Raw genomic sequence first — 23,772 nt, forward strand, 5'->3', positions numbered from 1 at the left:
CGAAGCGCACAGCGGGGTGCCGAAGATTGCCCCGGCATGATCGGGGATAGCCCATCACGCACAGGGTGGCCCAGACAAAGAGGCCCGGCGCCTGACCGGGCTCTGAGATGACGAGGGGTTGGCAGGCGCGCCGGATCTGTGGGCCAGGCGCGCCAACCTGTCAGGCAGCGCTTTCGAGCAGCTTCCTGGCCTTGCCTTCGAGATCGAGACGCGTGTCCTGATTGGTCCTGGTGCGAGCAAGCGCGGTGATGCCCTGGACGAAATCGAAGATCGATTCCGGTGGCCTGCCCTCCTCAGACAGCACCATTTCGATCACCTTGCCGGACTCGGCTTTGGAAAAGCCGCGGCGGCGCAGGAAGGTCTCGCGATCCTCGTCCTTGCGCGCGACGATCCGCTCGCGGGCTGACTTGATGCCGGCGATGAAGGGCGCCGGCGAGGAGTTCGCGAAGCTCGTCAACGCAGGTGCCGCCTCATGGGCAAAGCGCTGGGCGGCAAACTTCGAATGGCGAATGGTGATCTCTTCAAAATTCTCAGTCCCCCAGAGGTTGCGGTTGGCGCAGACAGCGCGGAGATAGAATGAAGCAATGCCGAGCGTCTTCGATCCAACCTCGGAGTTCCAGGCGTAGAAGCCGCGGAAGTAGAGATCCGGCTCGCCGTTCGCCAACCGCCCGGCTTCGATCGGATGGGTGTCGTCCACCAAAAACAGGAAGACGTCACGGTCGCTGGCATAGAGCGTCGTCGTATCCCTGGTGATATCGACGAAGGGATTGTGGGTCATCGTCGCCCAATCCAGGATGCCCGGCACTTTCCATATCGTGTCGCCAGTTCCATTGCCCGCGATCTCCATTACCGCCGACACCAGCTCATGGTCCCAGATGCGGCCATAGTCGGGTCCGGTCACCGCTCGCAGTTCCAGCCGGCCATCGTCCATCTCCAAAGTCTTGACGAGCTCGGCGCGGTGATTGAGCAGGCCATGCTGCAAATTGATCGCCGCAAGCGGCGCCGGAAGCTGGCGCATATAGGTGGCGGGCGCGCCAACCAGGCTGCAGAGCTGGCCGAAGCTCCAGTGGGTCGGCGCGATCGGCTGGCGCTGGCCGGGAACAAGAAGCGCAAGCCGCTCAGCATTGTCGCGGGTTGCTTCGACCCGGATCGCAGCGCTTTCGATCGTCCGGGCATGGGCGTGCTCAGCGCGGGATCGAACGGTGTCATAGAGATCGCTCAGCGACAGGAAGCGTTCGTCGTCGGGCCGTGAGAACCATTCGGACGAAACGCGGCCGATCCGCATGCCGCGGGAGATATCGACCTTGAAAGCGGAAGAGGCGGTTTGGATGTTGGAAGGCAGGATGTGCATCGATTTGTCTCCATAAACGTAAAACCCGGCGCGATGGCCGGGCGAGGTTGAGGGGTGTTTTCGAAAAAAGCTTAGCCATGTGTCGGCCGGCGATGCGGCAAGCCGGATCGCCAAAAGCCGCGGCGAATTTTGCGCTGGCGATCATGCTGGAAAACCATCGCTCAGAAGACCCGACCGCACCGCGATCGGGTCAGGCTTTTGTGATGCTGGTGAACCGACCGAGACTGATCCGCCTCGTTCCCGCCAATGCACGCATGGTCGGCGATCTCGTCCTCGCCGAGGCCCTGCGCGAGACCTGCAAGGCCGGGAAACTGATCGAGCGGATGCAAGGCGATGCGCTGGAGGCCTTCAGCAAGCGGGTACTCGACCTCGTGGGTGTCGCCTCTGCTGACGGTGAGAGGAATGCTGGCGGTTCTGGTCAGTCGCTTCCGTGGACCAAGCGTTCGAGAACGCGATAGCGCGCTCTGCGGCGGGAATGCGCTAGATGCCGGTCTCGTTGCCATCGCCGTCGAGTGCGGGCCGGACGCTGAGGCTGGTGAGCAATCCGCGATCGCGATGTCTTGCGCCAAGTCTTCGATCGACAGGGCCGCTCTGATCTTGTGGACGTTCTGCTGGCTGGGCACCAGCTTGTTGAAGGGAATATTTCGGGCTGCACCGAGGGTGAACTTCTCGATTGCTTTAGCCATGCGGTTTCTCCGTCGCGAGCCGGCCAGAAACTCTCTCCAGCCTCCCAACCCGCTACAAAACCCCTTCCCTCCTCTCCCTCTGTCACACGCCGCTTCGAGCACCTTTCAGCGCACAACCTGGCCGGCTCAGTTGTTGAGCGCCACCGTTCTCTTCGCGCTCCATTCGGCGTGGCTCGCCCATTGTTGAAATGGCCGAGTCCGGGCTTCTCTGCCTGTTGCGGAACACCGCAGAGGGCAGACGTCGGCCTGGACTTCAGGGCGTTCGCAAAGGACCGTTTCCTTCGGTAAAGAAGGCGCAGCCCCAAAGATGAACTTTGCGGGAAGACGTTTTCGATCTGCCGCAAGAAAGACCTCGACCAGGACCCTGACTGATGCTGTCGGACGCGATCGGATGATGGTTGCGGGAAACGCATCGTGGGCAACCTGTCCCTGCACGCGACGTGCCTCTGTCGCAAGCGTCCGTGAAGATGGGTCAGCGACCGGCGCTGGGGGCCCGGTCTTCTAGCCTTCGGCAAGGTCTCGATCGCGGAGTTCCGTCATGGGCTCAGTGGCTTTCAAGCTTTTACGCCGATGCGCTCGACGTCCGTTTCACCAGTTCGGATGTGCGATCCCTCATTATCAGAACCCATGGTGTGAATAACCACCTTAGCGTGGCGCTCGCCCTTCCTGACAAATCGCGCCGCCTCTTACCGCTATTGACCCAGCGGGACGAGCTCGTGATGATGGCGGCCGAAGCACATTACGGCATGTCGAGGGTTGATGATGAAAGACGAGTGGCTGATGGAGGACCATCCGCGGTGACGCTGACAACGCAGATGATTTCGGACTTCGTGCGCGCCGCAAATACCGTCCAGGCCCTGACGCTTGCCGAGCGCAAACGGCTTCTTGAACGCGGCATGACGGCGTCAGGAGCGCTGCGCAGCTTATTGCTGAAGACCGGCAAGCCTGCTCCGTCGGACGAGCCGACCGGGCGGGTCATCGAAGACATCGCCCAGCATATCGAGGAGATGTCGGACGAGACTGTGGCGAAGGCGCTTCTCGCCCTGGCAAGCCAGATCCGGACGTTGCGAATCCTGAACCAGGAGCGCGCCTGAGAGCAAGACGGCCTGCTCAAGTTTTATGGTCAAGCTTCCCTTGAACCAGCACCTGCTTCGAACGCGCCACGGATGGTCGTGGCAGGTGAGCGGCGGTACAGTCGCGTTCAATGAGGGTGCGCCATTCCCCGGTCCCGGCATTACCACTCGGATCACCAAGATGCGCCCTTGTGTCCGAAAGCGGAGCGGTGTCTTACCTCGGCTCGGGCGGGGAAATGACCGGGTTTCGAATAGCGGCCGGCTCGCTCGGCGAGCCTGCGACAAACATGAAGCGTATCGGAGCTTTCAGCATCGCGCCGTGCCTCCGGCGCGGGAAAGCGGGAATTCGCGACGCAGGTCGGGCGTGTCGGGGCAGCCGTAGGAGCTTCAGCATAGCGGTCCGCAGGAGAAGCGGGACCGACTGCCCGCGTCCGACATGCTCCTTGAAGGCGTTGGGCCGGCTTACACCAGACGCAGGGAGTCACAGTGATTTTTCACGACAGCTCCACGAGAGTGTCGAGGAAGGCGCGCACGGCAGGATTGGACCGGCGGCTTTCTGGCCACAGCGCTGTGATATTGTGCCGTTCCACCGCGTGGTCAGCCAGGACAGGGACAAGCGCCCCGCGGCTGACCCAGGCGCCGGCCATGAAGCTGGTTGCCATTCCGATGCCGGCACCGGCCGCGATCGCCGCAAGCACAGCTTCGCTCGCATCGACGATAATACCGGAGGGCGGCAGGATCTCCACTTCCCTGCCCCCGACGAGAAATGGCCAACGGAACAACTGGCCGCTGTTCTGGTAGCGAAGGTTGACAGTCTCATGTTCTTCCAACTGGTCGGGACGGGTCGGCGGACTGCGCCCCGCCAGATATTGTGGCGAGGCATAGCAGCACAGCCTGTATGGCAGGAGCTGGCGTGAAAGCAGGCTGGAATCTGGAAGATCGCCGATGCGGACCGCCAGGTCGAAGCCGCCTTCGACGAGATCGACCATTTGATCGCTCAAACGCAAATCGATGGTCACCTTTGGATGGAGCCTGCGAAATTCAGGCAGCGCCGGTGCGATGATGTGCAGGCCAATCGGCAACGAGGCGGCGATCCGCAAAGTGCCGGTAGGCTCGGTTCGTGCTGCTCTTGCCGCCTGCTCGATCTCGTCTGCGTCGTGCAAGAGCTTGAGCGCGCGCTCATGCAGGTCGCGCCCCTCGGCCGTCAGGGTGAGAGAACGGGTTGTGCGCGTAAACAGCGAAACGCCGAACTGCTTTTCCAGCCGCTGGATGCTCTTGCTGACCGCCGAGGGTGAGACCGACAGGGAGCGGGCGGCGGCGGTGTAGCTTCCAAGCGATCCGGCGCGCGCGAAAGCGATTAATCCGGTCAGCCTGTCAATTCCGATTTGTTCCCTCATGGCATGATTAAAGCGAATAGCGCCGCCATTATCAACTCGCAAAGATGCTCGTATTTCTTTTGCGGAAACAAGCACCAGTGAGGCGATGATGACTAAAATGATGAAAGCCGTGCGCATCCACGAATTCGGTGGACCGGATGTCCTTCTCTATGAGGATGCGCCCCGACCGGCGATTTCGGCGGACGACGTGCTCGTTCGCGTCCATGCCGCAAGCATCAACCCGCCGGATCTCTACCTGCGCGACGGCTATCGCGCCCTGCCGCCGCAATGGCGTCCCAGCCAGGCTTTTCCGCTGATCCTGGGCACGGACGTTTCCGGCGTGGTTGCGGCTGTCGGCGAAAACGTGTCGCAGTTCCACTTGGGCGACGCTGTCTACGCGATGGTCCGGTTCCCGCACGACTTGATGACCGGAAGCAGCGCCTACGCAGACTATGTTCGCGTTCCGGCATCGGACCTGGCGCTGAAACCATCCGGGATCGACCATATCCAGGCGGCGGCTGCGCCGATGTCGCTGCTGACAGCCTGGCAGTTTCTGGTCGAGCTTGGTCATGATGCGCCGAACCCTTTTCAGTCCTTCCCCCATGCCCCGGTGCCGCTCGCCAGCAAGACAGTGCTGGTGAACGGCGCCGGAGGCGGCGTCGGTCATCTCGCGGTGCAGGTCGCAAAATGGCAAGGAGCAAAGGTGGTTGCCGTTGCTTCCGGCAAACATGAGGCGTTGCTGACCGACCTCGGCGCGGATGGTTTCATCGACTACACGAAGGTGGCCGCCGAAAGGGCAGTGGCGAATGCGGATCTGGTGCTCGATGCCGTCGGTGGCGCGAAGATGGAACGCTTCCTTTCCACCATCAAGCCGGGTGGCGCCCTCTTCCTCGTCAACCCGCTTGGCTTTTCAGGCCATGAGGAAGCCGCCCGGCGCAAGATCACCGTCTCGACGACGCAGGTGCGCTCGAACGGCAAGCAACTGGCCGACGCTGGCCGTCTGCTTGATAACGGCTCCGTTCGGGTGGTGATCGACAGCACCTATGCCCTGGCCGAGGCACCGGCAGCGCACCGCCGTGCGTCTGCAGGAAGCATCCAGGGCAAGATCGTGCTGGTTGCCACGTGATCATCGCTTGACCAAACACCTGGCCGCCGCGGGCGGCCGGTCGGGTCTTCTTGATGGAGAAAGTTCTCATGCTGATCATTACGGGTTACGTGCATGTCGATCCAGCCGACCTGGCGCAATTCATGGCGGAACTGAATGTACTGGCATCCACCACTCGCGGGCGTCCCGGATGCATCAGCTATGATGCTGCCGTGGTCGGTTCGCGCACTGGGCGACTGCTAATATCGGAACGGTGGGTCGACCAGAATGCGTTGACCGCTCATCTGCTGGCAGCTGATACCATTGCGTTTATCGGCCGGTGGAGCGGCAGGATGCGGGGCGAACTGCAAAAATATGATGGGTGTAACGCACGCGACGTCATGGATTGCTGATGCCGTTCCGGTCCAAAGTCCTGTCTGCTTCACCGAGAGGCAGACGCACGCCACGCCGCCGTCCGCTTTACATCGATAGAACGTAAAGCCTCGCCGCAATTTTCCGATTGTCTCCGACAAGCATCATCTGCCGAGACATCTGCATTGCCTCAAGGCGGCGACTGAAGTTGCGCTCAGTTTCGATGGGTATCGAATGTTACGCTCCATGAATCGAGGACAACACGGGCTTCTTCAAAATCTGGGATATTGCGGGTTACAACCGCGAGCGCCTCACAACTGGCATCGTGATTCAATTCACGGCTCGTCAAGCGGGTGGTGCCTATAGCTGCCTCCATGCAGAAACATACCCACATGAACATACCACATAAGCGTCCGGGCGTTTCTGACGCCATGGAAGTTAGATGTAATGCTCTGCGGCAGGGATGAGATGTCGCAGCCGCGAACCGATTTATATGGGATACGCCGGCGCCTGTCGCTGCGCGTCGATGAGCTCTACGAACGCAGGCAACACCGTCTTGTCGTGATAGGAGGTCTCCCTATCTCCCTGGAGACTCATCATCGGGAGGAGGTCATGGTGAATATCATAGACTGGCTTGACGACCGCGTTCAGGAGATTGTCGATCTGTCCGGCCACCACGCAGAAAAATCCGACTTTCGGGACCAGGCGAAAGCGCTGGTCGAAGCGGGCGTGGCCGAAGGTTTCAGCATAGCCGAGATAAAGGACGCCTGTGCGGGCGATGTCGAGCGCTATCTGCTTGATCATCAAAACGCCATGTCAGACGTATTGGCGCAGCAACGGGGCGACGGCAGTGCGGGGCGAGGTCATGGCTCGCACTGAACCAGATCGTCCGCGGCAGTGGGCTGTGGCTTGCGCGTGATCCTGACGTCGCATTTGTTAATCCGGCGCTGCTGTGACCGCTGACGATAGGGGAAACCTGGCGTCCATACGTCTGATTGCAAGATCCGTATGATGGCGGCCATTGAGCGCGCAGAACATCGGTGCCGACGCCGTAAAACGCCAGCTACTGGGCCAGATCCGTCGATCTTGTCAGGAAACAGACGGATCGGGACTGTCGAACCCAAATGGTCATAACGGACGTGAAATGGTTTTGATGGCGAAAGGTCGATTTTGCCGAGTCGGCACCGAATAAATCCGGAGTTCGTGCGAGGTTCATCATCGCCCACGACTTGCAGGGCGCAGGCGCCGGACCGCCTCAAGCACTCCTAACGACGGTTCCAGGCATGAACATAGCGATGATCTCGCAGGAGCGGTGGCTATAATACAAAGGTGGAAGGCAAGTTTAGACCTTGCTTCTTTGCAATCATTAGCCTCCTGCCCGCCCCAAGGCACGGATCGCTTCTGCCATGTTTACCGGCTTCATGATACACGGCACGGCGGCATACTCTTGCGGAAGCGCGGACGTCTCGTATCCGGTGACAACGACGAACGGAATTCCGCTCCGCGCGAGCAGATCCGCGACGGGGTACACCAGTTCGCCACCAAGATTGACGTCCAGGATTGCTCCATCGATAGCGCCACTCTCCTGGGTTAGAGCGGTTGCTTGCTCGACGGTCGGAACAGGCCCAACGACGACTGCACCCGCTGCCGAAAGCTCGCTGCTCATTTCGGTGGCAAGCATGTACTCGTCCTCAACGACGAGAATCTGGCTGGTTGGCACGCCAAGATCAATCATGGGGATCCTCCAAGCGGTTGGACACCGGAATTGATATGGTGCAGTGAATACCACCGGCGCCGAGGCTGTAGGCCGTCCGCGCACCAAGTTGATAGGGCAGCGCCTTTTCGATCAATTCACGGCCTTGACCTGTCCCCCGCGGCACGCTGCCTGCCGCAGACATGTCTACACCGCTCTCCGCCCAGTTGATGTGGAGCCACCGCCTTCCATCATCTTCGTCGGGATCGAGCGACCACGTGACTGACAATCTCCCGCTGGGCCGCCCGAGAGCACCATACTTGACCGCATTGGTGGCCAGCTCGTGGATGGCCATGGCGAGCGTCTGAACCGTCGAGGATCGAAGCCTTACTCCAGCTGGCCCTTCTACGGTTGTGCGCTCGGAACTTGCGCCGACTGCCGAAAGTTCCATATCGATCAGATCATCGAACGTGACGCGATCGACGTCGTCCTTCAGCCGGGATAGAAGACCTTGCACGCGCGCCAAGGCGTCAAGACGGTCGCGATAGCGGACACGGAAGTCAGCCAGATCGATGCTGGATCGGGCTGTATTCTCCGCCACCGAGCGGACGACGGCGATGAGATTTCGCGTCCGGTGCTGCAGTTCGGCGACAAGCACCTTCTGGCGTTCCTCCCAGGCGCGTCGCTCAGTTGTCTCGACCATTGCGCCGACCATGCGCAGCGGCCGGCGGGCGTCGTCGTAGAAGAACTTTCCGCGTCCGGACAGCCAGTGGACGGAGCCGTCAGGATGAACGGTTCGAAACTCGTGAGCGAATTCCTCCCGGCCCTCCATCGACCTTCGGATGGCTTCCTCCGCCGCAGACCTGTCATCCGGATGTATGCGCGACACCCACGCATCGTAGCTGGGCGTGATTTCGCCGACCTCGTATCCTTCCATGCGGAAGTGCTCGTCCGACCAGTGAATGGCGCCGGTTCGGACGTCCCAGTCCCAGAGCCCGAGCTTTCCGACCTCCACAGCGCTGCTGAGCCTCTCCTCGCTTTGGACGAGCCGCTCTTCGGCAAGCTTGGATTGGGTGACGTCACGCCGGATACCGCCGATCCTCTGCACTCGCCCGTCCGAACTTCGGATCGGAAAGCTGGCGTCGCGCAGCCAGCGTATTTCGCCGTCCCGTCTTCGGATTCTGAAGTCGACGCTTCGTTCGTCGCCTGCGCGAACCCGATCGAGATGATCGATGACGCGTTCGCGGTCGCTTTCAACAATCATCTCACGCCAGCTGTCGATGTTGTCGGCTGTGAGCGCCTTCTCGACGGCAATGCCGTACACCGTCTCGAAAGCCGGGCTTAGATACTCCCATTGCAGGGTCTCGGCGTCGCGTATCCATATGACGTCCGACGACGCTTCACCGAACTGACGCAGACGAGCCTCGCTTTCCCGACGTCCGCCTTCCGCCCTCGCCCGATCTATGGCGGCGCGGAGGCGTTCGCCGACCTCGCGGATGATGAATTGATCAAGACTGCTCCAAGTTCTCGGCGATGCGCTCTGCACACCGAGAAAGTTCACGATCGAACCATCGTCGAAAATGACGAGATCGGCGAACGCCGCCACCTGTCTGTTCAGGAGGCTTTCCTTGCCCGCAGCGTTGATACCGGCTTCCGCGGCGACGTCATTCGACGTCACAAGGTTACCCGCCTTGTATCGGCCGAGGAATTCCGCGCCCAAAGAAGTCAGGTGGTGACGGCCGAGGAGCGATCGGACACCGGCAGTATATTCGGCCGAAACGTTCATTTCGCTATCGTTGATGGCACCGTAGATAACGCGATGCACGTTCAAGACAGGGCCGAGGCGCTGCGCCGCTTCAAGCGCGATTTCCTCGACCGTCGAAAGCGACCGAAGCGAATCCGACAGCTCCAGGAGGAACGCCTGTTGATCTTCATTGCGCTTTCGCTCTGTCTGATCCTGACCGATCTTGTAGTAGCCTTTAAGCGTATCACTCACGTCGCGAAGAGCGATGGTCTGGCCATCCAGAAAGACTTTCGAGCCATCCTTGCGAAGATGCCAGCGGATGTCGGCGGAGTGCCCGCATTCGCGTGCGTTGGCGAGTTCGCGTTCGGGAACCCCGTTGGCCCGGTCGTCCTCCGTGAAGATCATGTCGGCACCCTGCCCTACGGCTTCTGCGGCTGTCCAACCAAGAATTTGCTCGGAGCCACCCAGCCAGTCGGTAATCTTGTCATCGGCGTCGCTAACAATCAGGACGTATGCACGTGCGTTGTCCACAACCAGGCGAAGACGCTTGTCGGTGGCCCTGAGCTCTGCCACGGTCTGGAGACGGTCGATCACCGGTCCGAGCACCATTGCATATGTCTTCAGGAACTCGATGTCGGCTCTATCGAAGCTGCGGGGATGGCGGGCGTCCACCTGCAGGATGCCGAAAGGCTTGCGGCCGGGGAGGAGAATCGGAACGTTGACCAGCGCCACGACCCCGTGATCACGCAGAAATCTCGGGAAAACGAAGCGACTTTCGTCAAAGATGTCGTTGGTGATCACCGGTTGAGACTCCTCGATGGCGTAGGCCTCCGAGGACCGATCGTTAAGGTCAACCCGTGCTCTTCCAATGACGCCGTCGTGCCACCCGACGCCGGCACGCACGATCGCAGTGTTGCTTCCTCGCTCGATCTCCATAATTTTTGCGAGATCTGCTCCAAGCGCCGCGGCGACGAGCCTGCATCCTTCGGTCAAAATCTCGTCGAGATCGTCGTGATCGAGCACAAAGTCTCCGAAGTCGGCAAGCGCCCGCTGGCGGTCATTGCCGTCCGAGTGATCGCCCATCGCGCGTCTCCTCCTTGCTTAGCGAACCTCCGTCCTGCCCCGAGGTGAAAGGCCGGCGGGCTGCTGACGGTTCGACTACGTCGTGGCAGAGGCCATGCGGAGGACTGAATTCCAACGCATGCATTTGTTCAGCTTGAACAGGTAGAGCACGGCTGCCTTGCGGCAATTGCAATAGGCCGCCTCAAAAAGTGCTAAAAGCGGGCCATGGCATCCGGGAGCAACGGGCACCACCTTGGACGCCAGTTCGGTCGCAAGAGGCCCGCCTCCAGGCGCGCTTCTATTTAAGACGCGGGCAAGGTCCTCCCCATCGTCCGCGACGAATTCGGGAATAATTTGGATACACTCGCCGACGAATTGAAGGTGATGCTAGGACACCCCCCGCGGAACGATAATCCGAGATATCATATTACTTTTCAAACGCAGTGCACGGTGCGTGTTCTGTGGATATTTACGGTTCGTGCACCGGCTGTTCGCTCGTATTTTGAAAAAGTCTTGTTTAGCACCAGCTTGTTGCTGATGTTCTTATATCGTTCCACAGAAATCGATGGCATCGCGCGTGCGATGCGTTCGCTATCGTTTCTCGCCGCGCCGATGATAAACTCTTGTCGTGCTGCTCGATCAGCATGACATCTGCCGCTTTTCTCTTTTCTCAGGACCTCCCGGCAGCAGCACTGTTCCGGCTTGGCTAACTCGCACGCGGGTAATGGCGACGCAGGCCTCATTTAGGAGGAGGTCATCGTTTTCTCCCTGCGGTCCGGCGATGACCTCACCTAAGTTTCCGACGTGGCGATTGCAGCCCCGTTATCGCGTGGGGGTGCTCGTTTAACCTAACCCTCGCCGGGCAGTCCCACGCATAAAAAAGCCACCGTGGCGGGCGATGCGACGGTGGCCTTTTTGGCTAATTGCAGTCAGCCTTGAACGTGCGTGCTGGGTTAAAGCGATGACGTTCAAGGCACAAACGAGTGTGGGCCTTGTCGGGTTCCATCAAGACGAAAAATTAGCGCCAGTGTTTTCACCCGCGCTAAATTGGATCATCCATTAGCAGTGCCACCCGACATAGGATGCGGGACATGAATGGCGGCCAGCCATACTCGCGACGAGAGAACCTGCGAAGGGCCTTCCTTTCGTCGAGGGACTGCCCGAGTAGGCGCTGTCTTGACGTCCGTCCACTGTCGTGCTCGGCCAGACCCCGAGCCACTTTAGACGCCGCTGAGGAGGACCTTGGAGGATAAAACGGACGAGGGCTCGCATTAAGCTCATCGCCGATATGGAGCTAAAGCGGAACTGGATCTTGTCGGACACGTTTCTCGCCATATGGAGCACAGAGTGAATCAGATGTGCCCCTATCCCGGACGCAAGGTGCAGAAGAACGACTTGGTGGACGCCTTCGACGCTTCCTTGGGAAGAATTACAGCGTCGAAGACTTGGCAACTGCCACCGCAGCCTTGATAGCGCCGATCAAGGACGCCCATTTGACTACGCTCGTTATGCTAAGCGAACCGAGCGCTTTCTTTGATAGTCTCAAGAGGATGACACATGAGCAAGATCACCTATCATGTCGCAGAGCACGACGGAGGTTTCGCGTATCGACTAGGCGAGGTGTGGTCCGAGTCCTTTGCCGACCATGATGCGGCGCTTGCCGCGGCAAGATCTGCTGCAGAGCGACAGCACCTGGAAGGCCGCGACGCCGAGATTTCATATCAGCTTGCGGACGGACGCTGGCAGACCGAGCATGCATCTGGCGGAGACCGTCCGGAGACCGACGTCGTCGATGATGCAGCGGAGAAGTCGGCATGAGAACGCTGGTCGGTTCCTGCTCTTGTGGCGATGTGAAGGTTGCGGTGCGCGGCGAAGCCCTGCGCACCGGCATCTGTCATTGCACCGACTGTCGTCAAGAAAGCGGATCGGCGTTCACGTTCTTCGGCGTGTGGCCCGCGAGCGGGTTCGAATTGAAAGGCGAAACACGTGAGTTTCGCGGTCGATCATTTTGCCCAAAATGCGGGTCGCGGCTGTTCTCGGCCAACGAACAGGAGGCCGAGGTCAAGCTCGGCATTCTGTCCGACGCGCCGACGCCGCTAAGGCCTGCGTACGAACTTTGGGTAAAACGCCGGGAACCCTGGCTAGCGCCGATCGCGGGGGCAGAGCAATATGACGAAGATCGACCATAACCGGTAGTGTGCGTATGACAAGGATCGATTATCGTGGCTTCCAGTTGCCGGATAAATTCACTTGTTTTCGGAAGCGAGTTCGCCCGGCTTGAAGCTTCCCGGCTCGTTCGAACGGATTGCGTCCGAGGAAGTCTCGCTTCGGTCCGGCGGTACGACCCCGGCGTCTTGGTCCGAAGACCAGGTCTGGGGTGTCCCGCTCGAGTTCGACCGGTGGGCCTCTTCGGCCTCGCGCCAATGTCTCTCGTGCTGGCCTTCAGGGCGACCTTCGTCCTCCCACCGCTTGTACGCGTCCTTTCGAATGTCGTCGTCCATGATTGCCTCCTGGGGCTTATGATTAGCGGCCTGCTCCTGCGCCTTAAGGCGAGCCTTTTCGAACGTTCCCTCATCTCGTCGCGCCGTCGACGCTCTTCTGCCAGCGCTTCACGGCGGGTGAATTCGTACACTCGCTCGCAGCAAGCCGATTGGCCGCCGTCGTGGCATTCCTGCGTTTGCTAATTCCGTCCGTCATGGTTGCGTTCTCCGGCAGAGTAACGCGCCAACGAGCGAATCGATCAGTCCGATTGCGTACTGAGTTCCCCTACTTGCCTAGTTGGATCCACTTTTTGCGGGAATTGCCGAGCTTCACGGCGTCGTTTAAACACCTTCTTTCTTCGCGTTGCAGTGGACTTCGTGATCCTGCTCGTCGACTATCTGGGCGCGGCCTCCCGATGTCTTTTCCATAATCGTCCTCATTACCGCCCAGAAACGACGTCAATTGAAGTTCCCGTTTGTGGCCAGCAAACGTGCCCTAGCGCCGTTGGGCCCGGTGGAAGCATCATCGCGTTGCTTTTCAGGTTGAGGAACGCTTCAGAAATATCTGCAGCGTAGGGGTAGCCTTCTGAAAACAAAACATATCTTGCCGTGAGAAGAAGTGAAATGGATCTTAGTTTCCGTCATCCCTTCCTCAAGGTGTAGGACTGCTTTTTAGTTTGCATGGGCTTTCACCATCGGGCCTTACGGTTTGCATTGCGACTTTCAACTGTTCTGACGGCTACCTCGCAACAGTGCCTGGAGCATGGGGCCCGGCTGGAAGGAGCGATGCCGCGCTCGAAGGGTGAGGCTGCGCAGGTATCCACCCGGCGAGTTTATCCGCTCTGCGCCTTCAAGAATGCACGCCGTAACGATTGCCGCCCCTTCGGCACCCATAGCGAGGACCGCATCATGATAGGCCGAACGACTGATGCCAAGCATGGTGCGCACGATCTCTGTTGCAGCAGCGAGATCCTGCCAGTTTCGGACGGCTCCGTTCGGGCCATAGGAGTTCACTTGCGGGCATGCCTTCAGGACAGCGCCGAGATTGACGGCTGACGTTGCATATTCTCCGCCCCCCGTCTGAGTGACGAAGGTCTCCGGACCTCGCTGCTGGATTTCTCCGTCGTGATTTGCGGCTTCAATTTCAAAAAGGGATTCTGGATCTGAATCCTGTATGTGGCGCTCACTCTGCGATTCATTGGCGCCTGTATTTTGTGCTTTTACATGATTTTCCAATTGGTTGACGACACCGGAGCGAATATCTTCGAGTTGACGCAATGCAGCCTCGACCTCCAGGAGAGTGGCCTGGCGAGGCAATTCATCGACAACGCGGCGGAACGCCCCAAAAAGCGATGTCCAGTCACCGGGGACTTCCTCAAGCGTAGCTGCAGCAATCAGTTTGCCGATATCACGGCGGCAGATCGAAAGACGTTCCTTGGCAAGGCGCAGGTGTTCCCGCTCGAGGCGGAGACGTTGGGCGATAGCTTCGATCTCATCGGCGCGGGCAAGCAGCGGGGCGAGGTTGAAACCGAAGGCCTCATCGATTTCCCCGCCCTTTCCCCGGCGGGCATAGCGCTTTCCATTGGGACTGTCCTTGCGGGCAATCAGTCCGGCGCCAACGAGCATAGCCAGATGCCGGCGTAGGGTCGCTGGCGTCATGCCCCGGGCCCGGATAGAGAGCTGAACATTCGACGGAAACACAACGAGGGAGGCACTGCCGGACAGCTCATCATCAGGCAAAAACGTCAGCAAGGCATCAAGAACCGTCAGCGCCCGGTCGCTCACGCAGAGATCACGGCGTGCCTCGCAGACCGATCTGAAGAGCTTCCACTTGTTGCGCCGGTGGTCCTTTGGCAAGGTACCGGCCTTGTGCTGTGCCAACATCATGGCAAGCGTCATCGGCCGCCGCCCAACAGGCGTCGTCACGTATGTCGTATCCATTTTCTTTCACCTACGTTGAGGCAAAAGAAATCCGCTCACCAAAATGGCGCCAAGACTCTTGACTGTGATTCGGGGAAATGCGATTCTTGATTTGCTTAAGATCGAGAAGGGCTTCCACGACGGCGACGTTTGGGGGCCTTTTTCTTTTGCGCGTTACGCTCCTTGTTGCTGTTGGTATTCGGCGAAGAGCTGCGAAAGCCTCTCCTGCACAAATCGGTCGAATCCAGGTGCGGCCTTGTTGTTGAAGACAAAGGTGGCACTCTTTGCTGACGTCTTCAGGGTGACGGGCAGGCCTGGAATTTCTGCGTTGGAGGCGGCCGAAAGAGTACGCTGCTCCTTGTTCTGTGCAATTTCGAGAGCTCTTTGGAACCGTTCCGGACTGCTCAAGGCACGCCAGTTGTCCGCGGACAACTCGGTCGCAATGGTCTCGCAACTGCTTGGGGTCAGTCTTTCTGCCAGCTCTGCCCAGCGTCGCCGGCCGACATCTGGAGCAGCGCCGATTGCCGTAAGGACGGCCATCGGAACCTGAGAAATGACCGACATCATCTTGGACAGCGCAGCCTTGTCGACGCCGAGAGACGCCATGATCACGTCGCGACCGAAGCCGCGTTCCTCCAGGCGTGCAGCAAACAATGCCCGCTCGATGAATGACAGGTTAGTGCGGGCGCTGTTTTCCTGGCCTTGGCTGACCACCAGCTGTTCGTCGGTCAGTTCGCGAATGACGGCACGGACCTTGATGCCGAGCATTCGCGTTGCCGCCAAACGACGATGACCATAGGCGACCTGGTATCTCGATTTGGCCTCGGGATGCGGCCTGAGCAGAACCGGAACTTGCTGCCCGTGTTCGCGAATCTGTTCGACGAGTTGTGCAAGTTCAACGGGATCGATTTCAAGTCGATCGGCAACGAATGAGGCGTCAACGAGAGCCGGATCGATCTCGACGATTGTCTGTCCCTGTGCCAGCTGCCTTTCAAGGTCGGTGGCGCGCTCCATCTTCTCGGTTATGTTTCCGAGGGTCTTGGTAATGCCCCCGACAGGTGAGCCTGAGCGGACCGTCGGAGCAAGGCCGGCCAATGGCCGGCTGTCACGATGAGGTGCCGGTTCGGGGCGTTCCCCGTTCGGGCTTGAAATCTCAAGCAGGTTCTTTCTCGACATTCACTTACCTCCTTCCCCAGGTCGACCGGATGTGGGCCTCGATTTCGCTGTTGACGAGATTGAGGGAATCCAGTGCACGATCGTAGGTGCCGCGAGTAAATTGCGCGCGGTCCACCTCATAGAGTGTCTGCTTCGTTACGCCGGCATCGGAGACAGCCGTCGATTTGAGCATCGCATTGTGAAGCATGCGATTGCCGAAGATCGCGCGCATGAAACCGGTCATCTGGCTCTGCGGTCCATCATTGGGCTCGAAGCGGGTCACGAGATACCGCATCCAGTCGTAGCTTGTGCGGCCCCCTGCCCTTTCGACCACGGACATCAGCTCGCTCGTCATCGTCAGGAACTGCGACATCGACATGACGTCGAGCATCTGGGGGTGAACGGTGATCAATACCGACGTCGCCGCGCAAAGGGCTGACATCGTCAAAAATCCGAGTTGCGGCGGGCAATCGATAATCACCAGATCATAGTGGCTTTCGATGTCCGTCAGTGCTTCGCCGATACGGGCAAAGAACATCGTCTCGGCGTTGCCCGATGCCATCGCGCGCGGCGTCTCGTGCTCGAATTCCATCAGTTCGAGATTGCCCGGAATAAGATGGAGGTTCGGCGTATAGGTCGCGCGAACGATTTCGGCGATTGGCCGCGGATCCTCGTAGCGGATAGCGCCATGGAGGGTTTCCCCCTCGCCGACATCCAACTCGGGCTGATGACCAAACAGCGCCGACATCGACGCTTGCGGGTCGAGGTCGATCGCCAGAACACGGTAACCTCGTAGTGCCAGATATTGCGCCAGATGCGCGGCGGTGGTTGTCTTGCCCGATCCGCCCTTGAAGTTCATGACCGAGACCACCTGAAGTTTCTCGGAGGCCTTGCGGGCGGGGATATATTTGGTGTTGCCGTTGCGCTGGTCGAGCGCATGGCGAATACGATCCATGTCTTCGGCGCTGTAGAGGCGGCGGCCATTGGCCAGGGGATCGGGGCCGTGGCCCTCGGCTGCAATCTGGCGCAGGTAGCCCTCGCCGATGCCGATGAAGCTTGCCGCTTCGGCCGGCGAGAATGTCCGCAGGGTCTTGCGTGCCAGCGGCGAAAAGATCTTCGCCTGGTGCTGCTGAAGCTGGTATGAGAGTTCCTGCGCATCTGTTGCCAGAAGCGAGGGGAGGTGCTCTTGATCATCCTGAAGGGCGAGACTCGGCTGCATAGTGTTTTTCCAATCAACTGCGCAAATGTTCGAATAGGGTGGAAAACTGCGCAGTTAGAGTATGCTCCGATTCGTTACCAATTTACAAACGCTTAACCATGACCTGTGGAGAGCCGATTTGATGGGCCCTTCGGGCCAAGAAACGGTGTTCGCCACGCCCTGATTTGCGAGTTGTCCGCGGACAACTCGGCGGGTTGTCCGCGGCCGCCGTGAAGCGGAAACTCTGCGACAGGTCCGTTCCAGCCGGCGCCAGCGGCGATGCACCCCGTTCATCAATGTTGCGGTGGGCCGCGAGACTCCTGTCCAGTTCGCCTTGCAGAAAGGGCCGGTCCCACACGGGCGGCGAACGCTGGTGCCAGGCATGGCGAGCATGCCAGTCAGGATCAACGATATTGCCGCTGAGCTTGTAGTCAGTTCTGCCCGGCGGTCGGCAGGACCTTTCAACTGCATTGGGTTGGTCCTGTCGTGGCCGATGTGTGGCGCTGAGTGCTGTGCGTCGCGACGTCGGCGCGGCGGTGCGGCTCTCACCCGCGGCCTTGTCCCACGAAATTGATAGGCGGCGACAGCACATCGCATCATTCGAACCTGGAGCCTTACAGCTTCAAACGGGCACCGCTCTCGCCGCTCCGTCAATGTTCCGGATTGTGGTGCGCAGTCCAATTTGAGATGCGTCCCAGAAGGGCTTCCAGTCAGACAGTATGACAATGGTTGGTGGCGGCGCCTTGCGTGGGGTAGCCACCTAAAGATGGTGAAGATAAGCCGCGCCAACGATCTCCATCACGCGCTGGATGCAGCAGCGGTCCGTGTCAATCGCCAGCAAGGGATTGGGAGCGACGCATCCCAGCGTCAGGCGATTGCGAACGCGCGACCTTAATGAGACGTCGGTTCGCGTTGGGAGTGTTGTATCGAGGCGGATAGGTGATCGCGCGGCTTGTTTTCTACCAGCCGGCCAACCCGCCCCTGTGGCAAACCTCGGCTAGCGCTCTGAGCTTGCCGGAAGAAGGTCACGCTCGAAACGGTCCCGGCACCTTTGGAAGCCGACATGTCGGGAAGATTGCTCGCCCGTTCCCACCCTTGCGAGCGCTGGTGGACTGTCAGCGCCGATGTCCACCCGCCAAGATGTAGAGCAGCACAACAGTTGTCCGCGGACAACTCCAGTGCCCCAGTGATTGCGCTCATCTTGCCGATGCGACACCCACAATAGGCCGTACACACCGGCGCAACTCAGGATGCGATCTCTTCCGCGCCGGCGCTTGTCGGGGTCCAGTTGCGATCGCCATGCGCGCCGAAGCTTCTTCCTGTCTCATGCGCGCCGCCATAAGCCCGTTGACGTTTCCGACGTAGCGCTGCGGTTTTCCTGCGCCGTGCCAGAAAACAGAGGGCGCGTGAGACCGGCGAGGGGGCTCCCCTGGCATCGACGCGAGGATCGGTTCGCATCAGACCAGACCGATGCTCGTAGCTGGATAGCAGATCCAGAGCCTTCCGGCGGATGCCAATGCCCGCTCGGGGTTGACGAGCTGCGCTGGATGAACATTCAGGGGAGGGGATTTGCTGCGCGGGGCGTCCGGCCTTGGAATAAGCCGCGATAGGAGATCCTGCGGCGCATCCTGCACTGTTTGGCATCCGTGATGCGATCACGGCGTGCAGCGCGGGGGCTGAGGCAGGGTCCCGCGCGTAACGTCCCGCCACGGCCCGTAAGGGGTGCCTCGGCACGGGGGGCTGCGGTTTGATTCATGCTGCTCCGAAGCATCACGTCAATCTGCTGGTGCCCGGCAGGCCGCCCCGTCGCTCTTATCCCTGCCCGGTCGGTTCGAATGCCAAGGACATGCCGCTTGTCATTGACAATTCCGAGGTCACTTAACTCCTGGCGGCGCTGCCTAACAGGGTTGCCCGCGGGAAACATCTGGCGGACGCTCGATTTTCTTCTTGGAAGGCCTCCGGCTTGGTTCGTCGATGACACCAATATCTGCCTTTTGATCGCAACGCCGCCCGGCACCGGCCCTGTTGCTTCCCCCTGTTGATCTGCGCGCAAAGCCAATTTGGGCTAGGACTTTGCCCGGGATCTCGAACCCATTCCTCCACAGGTCTTCATGGCAGACGCCCGCGGCGAGGTCGCCATAGTCGCGTTGCGTGCCGTCCGAAGACGTCGCCTATCTTTCGCGACCGGCACCGCAATCCTGCTGACGCCATTGGGTCGGGAGCTATCCTTGGCAACGCGTGGATCGGAAATTGCGAACATTGGCCCTATGTTAGAGGCGGTTCGGCTTGATAAACCCGTCGCCAACGGGTATGTTTGCCAGGCGCCAGACTGGTTGGCCACGTGCGCCGGATGCCATGCGGAGTACTCTGCAGCGATCGACTTCCAGGGCCCGGAAATAGTGGCTACGTAGGCTGTACGGGCAGCGGAAGAAAAGGCCGATATTGCTTCCGGCACTGAAAATAATGTCATTTCTTCAGATGGTTAATAGTAGAATAAACTGGGCAGCGCAGGATCAGAATCCAGCTGTCGTGCAGGCGTGAGCTGAGAACAGCAGATGGGGATTATGCGGAGCACAAGCACTTTCACAAAAGACCCCGGGCGGTAGATAGTGGCAAGCGAGTTATGCGGCTGGTTTTTCCCTCCCCTCTCGGAGCTTGCCCGCGCGCTGACGATCGAGTGGACAGAGGCGAAGTAGGGCCGTCAGCCGAGACTTCAGTCACACGTGAGGAGGGGGCGCCCGCCCATGCGGTTTTCGCGGGCTCCCTCAGGCGAGGGGCATGCCACTCGGCTGATAGTACTGTCGGCTGTCTTATCGTGGCGCCACCGCGACAGGGCGAAACAATACGGCGCTGTCTGCGCATAAGGTCCAGCGATGCAGCAGGTCGATCGGCCTTCTGCCGGATCCGCCGTAGACAAACTCTTCGCTCGCCCACCCCACTGACCATCGTGTTCCCGAAGGCGCCGCCAAAAGCGGATCTGCACGGCTCATGACCGGGAGATCCTGGCCCAAGTTAACGATCAGCAGTCTCTCGTCCAACGGGTCCGGGGAAAAAAACCGCAACAGGAAAGCCGACTGAGCAAGAACGCTTCCATCGACGTCGCCGTTGCCGGCTATTGCTGGCGTCTGCTGACGCAGGGCAATGAGATCCCGGTGCAACGCTATGACATGCCCGCTGGCGTCGACCTCCGACCAGTTGAGTTTCGAGCGGTCAAAAGTGCTGGGTTGAGCCGGATCGGGCATCCATTCGACGAAGCTATTGTCCTGTAAGCTCGGAAACTGTCTGAGGAAGTCGATCCGCCCGTTGCGCACAAGGTTCGCGAGTTCGCCCGACTGGTCGGCGAAGTAAAGGAACGGACTTGAGGAGCCGAACTCCTGGCCCTGAAATAGCATCGGCGTCTGCGGACCCAAAAGGAGCAGCGCCGTCATCGCGCGGACCCTTGCGGGTGACGCAAGCTTGTCCATACGGACGCCCCTGCCGGAATTGGCGATCTGGTCGTGGTTTTGCAGAAAATGGACAAAAGCGCTGGGACGCAGGTCGAAGCCTGGCTGCCCTCGTGGCGCGTCCTGCCAATCATATCGTTGACCCTGAAAGAGATAGCCGTACTTCGCAGCAGAAACGAATTCTTGTGCGCAGCCCTGATGGTCGTGGTAATAGGCTTCATTGCGTCCGGTCAGCGCGACTGTCGCGGAGTGGTGGAAATCGTCATTCCAAAGCGCATCGAGACCGTAACCGCCCTGTTCCAGGCTGCGCACCAGACGGGTCTGCTGAGGCTCGTTCTCCGCCACGAGGTATATCGACTTGCCTTCGCCGGCTCGGCGCGCCTCCCGAGCAATCACCTCCAATATATGCTCGTCGCCTTCATCGAAGAGCGCCTGCGTCGCATCCAATCGCAAACCATCGAAATGAAATTCATCGATCCAATAGGCAGCATTTTTCGCGAAATATTCGCGCGCACCGGCACTGTTGGGACCGTCGAAATTGATCGAACTGCCCCACTCGTTGGCGTAGCGATCCGTGAAATAGTCCGGCGAAAAATCCTTAAACCGGTCGCCGGCACCAAAATGGTTATAGACGACATCCAGAATAACCCCAATTCCGTGTTTGTGGGCCGTCTCGACGAAGAAGCGCAAGTCATCGGGCGATCCGTATAGGCGTGTCGGGGCATAGGCCAGAACGCCGTCGTAGCCCCATCCGAACGATCCGCAAAATTCATTGACCGGCATCAGCTCCAGGCAGGTGATGCCGAGTTCTTTGAGGAAGGGAAGCTTCTCGGCCGCTGCCCGATAGCTTCCCTCAGCCGTGAACGTTCCAATATGCATTTCATAGAGCACCTGACCGCCTGGGCTGAGGCCCGTCCATTCGTGATCATGCCAGTCAAAGTCTCCCGGATCGACGACCATCGATGGACCGGTGGGCCCGTCGGGTTGAAACCGCGACGCCGGATCTGGGGCAAGTTGGTCACAGCTTCCCAGCTTGAAGCGGTAAAGGGCGCCCGGCCTGAGGTTATCGACTTCGATTTGGAAGTAACCGTCATGCTGACGACGCATGTCGAACGTCTGTCCCTCGTCAAGCACAATTGTCATCCTGTCCTGTGCCGGTGCCCATACGCGAAAGGACACGCACGCGCCGATCGGTTCAGCGCCGATCGGATATCGTCGGTTTTCACCGATCTTTTCGTTACCTGCCAAGACGTCTTGATTGGCGCTCATACTTCACCCTCCAACAATGGACCACGTGCATCGACAGCCATGCGCGGGCGATGGTCGTAACCATGTTGCCCGGTCATTGTTCCATTCGCCTAGGTTCGCATGACAAGAATGGCAAAGGCCTCATATGGCTGGAGTTCGACGACACCGGCTAACCGTGTGACGGGCGCATAATTGCTGATCAGGCATTGACCGGAGACGAGCAGCTCTTCCGGCAGTTCGACGGTTATGATGCGGGCGGAAAAACTGGCGACCACCACCATGAACTCATCGCCGAGCCTGCGCGAATAGACGAATACATCAGGGTGATGGTCCAAGTAGGACTGGTAGCGCCCGTGTACGACGATGGGACTGTTTTTCCTAAGCGCGATCAGCTTTCGATAGTGGTTCCAGATGGAGTGTTCATCAGAAATAGCCTGTTCCGCGTTGATCACCGTGTAGTTCTCATTGATTTCAATCCAGGGGATGCCAGTGGTGAAGCCGGCATTGGCCTCAGGCGTCCACTGCATCGGCGTGCGGGCATTGTCGCGGCCATTTTCGTTGGCACCCTTGATGAAGTCTTCGGGCGAAAGGCCGGCTTCCAGGTGCAGACGGTGCATGTTGAGGGTTTCGATGTCCCGATACTGTTCGATCTTCGAAAACGGCACGTTGGTCATGCCGATTTCCTCGCCCTGATAGACAAAGGGCGTTCCTTTCATCAGATGCAGAACCGTTGCCAGCATCTTGGCCGATTCGACCGGATAGCCTTTGACGTCTCCATATTTCGACACAGCCCGCGGCAGGTCGTGATTGCCCCAGAAAAGGGAATTCCAACCGTCGTCGGCCAGCGCATATTGCCATTTGTTGAGAACGGATTTCAGCCTGATCAGATCGAACGGCCGCGAGCGCCACTTGCCGTAGACCTCATCCCATTGCTGCGTTACATGCTCGAACTGGAAAACCATCGAAAGTTCATTGCGGTCCCGGCCGGAGTAAAGAAGCGCGGAGCCGGGTGTTGCGCTCCATGCTTCGCCGACCGTCAATATATCGCGATCCGCAAAGGTCTGGCGGCGCATTTCCTGCAGATAAGTGTGCAAATGCGGTCCGTCTGTGACGACTTCGCGATCCACCTGCTTGCCGATATAATCGATGACGTCCATGCGGAAGCCCGCAATGCCGCGGTCAAGCCACCAGTTCATCATCTTGTAGATCTCGTTACGGACTTGCGGATTTTCCCAGTTCAGGTCGGGTTGCCGCCGTGAGAAGAGATGAAGATAGTATTCGCCGGTTGCGGGATCGAGTGTCCAGGCGGGGCCGCCGAAAGACGAGGTCAGGGAATTCGGAGCGCTGCCATCCGGCCGGGGCTTTCTCCAGATGTAGAAATCACGGAAGCGATTATCGACCGATTTCCTCGCTTCAACAAACCATGGGTGTTCATCAGAGGTGTGGTTGACGACCAGATCCAGTACAATACCGATGCCGCGGCGCCGCGCCTCACTGACGAGCCGGTCGAAATCTGCGAGCGTGCCATATTCCGGGGCGATGTCGGTGTAGTTGGAGATGTCATAGCCGTTATCGTCCATCGGCGACGTGTAGATCGGGGAAAGCCATATGATCTCGATACCCAGTGTCTTGAGATATTCGAGCCTGGAAATGATGCCGCCGAGGTCGCCGACGCCGTCACCATTGCTATCGGCAAAGCTGCGTGGATAAATCTGGTAGATTGTCTTGCGTTCCCACCACCTTTCGGTCCGTTTGCTGTCGTCGGCCATGGAAGATCCCCGCGGTGTCAGAGTAATTGCTGAACAAAGATCAGACGCGAAGAAGGTTCCGGCTATTCCGGCAAAACCTTGCCCACCGTTTTGCCGCCAGCATTCTTTATGCGAGATC

16 protein-coding genes and 1 pseudogene are annotated in these 23,772 nt (G+C 59.4%); 6 read left to right on the plus strand and 11 right to left on the minus strand.

From position 1 onward, the window contains the following. Positions 1–160 precede the first annotated feature (160 nt). Together ACEN84_RS03240 and ACEN84_RS03245 are read right to left on the minus strand one after the other, a co-directional pair. On the minus strand, positions 161–1,351 hold the full coding sequence (locus ACEN84_RS03240; protein WP_413708617.1) for a DUF932 domain-containing protein: 1,191 nt from the start codon (positions 1,349–1,351) through the stop codon (positions 161–163). A 260-nt stretch (positions 1,352–1,611) separates the two neighbouring features. Next, positions 1,612–2,037 (minus strand): annotated as a pseudogene (locus ACEN84_RS03245) (DNA-binding protein); the annotation flags it as partial. A 461-nt stretch (positions 2,038–2,498) separates the two neighbouring features. On the opposite strand from ACEN84_RS03245, the gene ACEN84_RS03250 reads away from it, so the two are divergent. After that, on the plus strand, positions 2,499–3,131 hold the full coding sequence (locus ACEN84_RS03250; protein WP_413708618.1) for a hypothetical protein: 633 nt from the start codon (positions 2,499–2,501) through the stop codon (positions 3,129–3,131). A 473-nt stretch (positions 3,132–3,604) separates the two neighbouring features. On the opposite strand, the gene ACEN84_RS03255 is transcribed toward ACEN84_RS03250, so the two are convergent. After that, positions 3,605–4,507: a LysR substrate-binding domain-containing protein gene (locus ACEN84_RS03255; RefSeq protein WP_413709033.1), complete on the minus strand. Its 903-nt coding sequence runs from the start codon at positions 4,505–4,507 to the stop codon at positions 3,605–3,607. Between the two features lie 88 nt (positions 4,508–4,595). Between ACEN84_RS03255 and ACEN84_RS03260 the strand changes: the two genes are divergently transcribed. The 3 genes from ACEN84_RS03260 (at position 4,596) to ACEN84_RS03270 (ending at position 6,821) form a co-directional block, all read left to right on the plus strand. Beyond that, on the plus strand, positions 4,596–5,612 hold the full coding sequence (locus ACEN84_RS03260; protein WP_413708619.1) for an NADP-dependent oxidoreductase: 1,017 nt from the start codon (positions 4,596–4,598) through the stop codon (positions 5,610–5,612). 68 nt (positions 5,613–5,680) lie between these two features. Continuing rightward, positions 5,681–5,983: a putative quinol monooxygenase gene (locus ACEN84_RS03265; protein WP_203431392.1), complete on the plus strand. Its 303-nt coding sequence runs from the start codon at positions 5,681–5,683 to the stop codon at positions 5,981–5,983. Between the two features lie 571 nt (positions 5,984–6,554). Then, positions 6,555–6,821, plus strand: a complete 267-nt coding sequence (locus ACEN84_RS03270) for a hypothetical protein (protein ID WP_413708620.1) — start codon at positions 6,555–6,557, stop codon at positions 6,819–6,821. Positions 6,822–7,308: 487 nt separating this feature from the next. Here ACEN84_RS03270 and ACEN84_RS03275 read toward each other — a convergent pair whose 3' ends face one another. Together ACEN84_RS03275 and ACEN84_RS03280 are read right to left on the minus strand one after the other, a co-directional pair. Further along, positions 7,309–7,677 carry a response regulator gene (locus tag ACEN84_RS03275; protein ID WP_413708621.1) on the minus strand — a complete coding sequence of 123 codons (369 nt, stop codon included), beginning with the start codon at positions 7,675–7,677 and terminating at the stop codon, positions 7,309–7,311. Continuing rightward, positions 7,670–10,462 carry a PAS domain-containing protein gene (locus tag ACEN84_RS03280; protein WP_413708622.1) on the minus strand — a complete coding sequence of 931 codons (2,793 nt, stop codon included), beginning with the start codon at positions 10,460–10,462 and terminating at the stop codon, positions 7,670–7,672. The genes ACEN84_RS03275 and ACEN84_RS03280 overlap by 8 nt, the downstream gene beginning before the upstream one ends. A gap of 1,536 nt (positions 10,463–11,998) precedes the next feature. On the opposite strand from ACEN84_RS03280, the gene ACEN84_RS03285 reads away from it, so the two are divergent. Together ACEN84_RS03285 and ACEN84_RS03290 are read left to right on the plus strand one after the other, a co-directional pair. Beyond that, positions 11,999–12,259 carry a DUF2188 domain-containing protein gene (locus tag ACEN84_RS03285; protein ID WP_112717245.1) on the plus strand — a complete coding sequence of 87 codons (261 nt, stop codon included), beginning with the start codon at positions 11,999–12,001 and terminating at the stop codon, positions 12,257–12,259. Further along, positions 12,256–12,630, plus strand: a complete 375-nt coding sequence (locus ACEN84_RS03290) for a GFA family protein (RefSeq protein ID WP_112717243.1) — start codon at positions 12,256–12,258, stop codon at positions 12,628–12,630. Before ACEN84_RS03285 ends, ACEN84_RS03290 begins: the two co-directional genes overlap by 4 nt. Positions 12,631–12,687: 57 nt before the next feature. On the opposite strand, the gene ACEN84_RS03295 is transcribed toward ACEN84_RS03290, so the two are convergent. The 6 genes from ACEN84_RS03295 to ACEN84_RS03320 all read right to left on the minus strand — a co-directional run bounded on the left by ACEN84_RS03295 (position 12,688) and on the right by ACEN84_RS03320 (position 23,654). Beyond that, positions 12,688–12,942, minus strand: a complete 255-nt coding sequence (locus ACEN84_RS03295) for a DUF2934 domain-containing protein (protein ID WP_413708623.1) — start codon at positions 12,940–12,942, stop codon at positions 12,688–12,690. 702 nt (positions 12,943–13,644) lie between these two features. Next, entirely contained in the window at positions 13,645–14,862 is a 1,218-nt protein-coding gene (gene repC, locus ACEN84_RS03300; protein ID WP_413708624.1) for a plasmid replication protein RepC, read from the minus strand. A 153-nt stretch (positions 14,863–15,015) separates the two neighbouring features. Continuing rightward, positions 15,016–16,017: a plasmid partitioning protein RepB gene (gene repB, locus ACEN84_RS03305; RefSeq protein WP_413708625.1), complete on the minus strand. Its 1,002-nt coding sequence runs from the start codon at positions 16,015–16,017 to the stop codon at positions 15,016–15,018. A gap of 4 nt (positions 16,018–16,021) precedes the next feature. Continuing rightward, positions 16,022–17,215 carry a plasmid partitioning protein RepA gene (gene repA, locus ACEN84_RS03310; RefSeq protein WP_112717235.1) on the minus strand — a complete coding sequence of 398 codons (1,194 nt, stop codon included), beginning with the start codon at positions 17,213–17,215 and terminating at the stop codon, positions 16,022–16,024. Positions 17,216–20,004: 2,789 nt separating this feature from the next. Next, a complete protein-coding gene (gene treZ / locus ACEN84_RS03315) occupies positions 20,005–21,906 on the minus strand; it encodes a malto-oligosyltrehalose trehalohydrolase (protein WP_413708626.1) in 1,902 nt (633 codons plus the stop codon). 89 nt (positions 21,907–21,995) lie between these two features. Then, positions 21,996–23,654, minus strand: a complete 1,659-nt coding sequence (locus tag ACEN84_RS03320; protein WP_413708627.1) for a glycoside hydrolase family 13 protein — start codon at positions 23,652–23,654, stop codon at positions 21,996–21,998. Positions 23,655–23,772 lie beyond the last annotated feature (118 nt).

It is taken from the genome of Rhizobium sp. Rhizsp82 (assembly GCF_047325115.1).
In the GTDB taxonomy this organism is placed as follows: domain Bacteria; phylum Pseudomonadota; class Alphaproteobacteria; order Rhizobiales; family Rhizobiaceae; genus Rhizobium.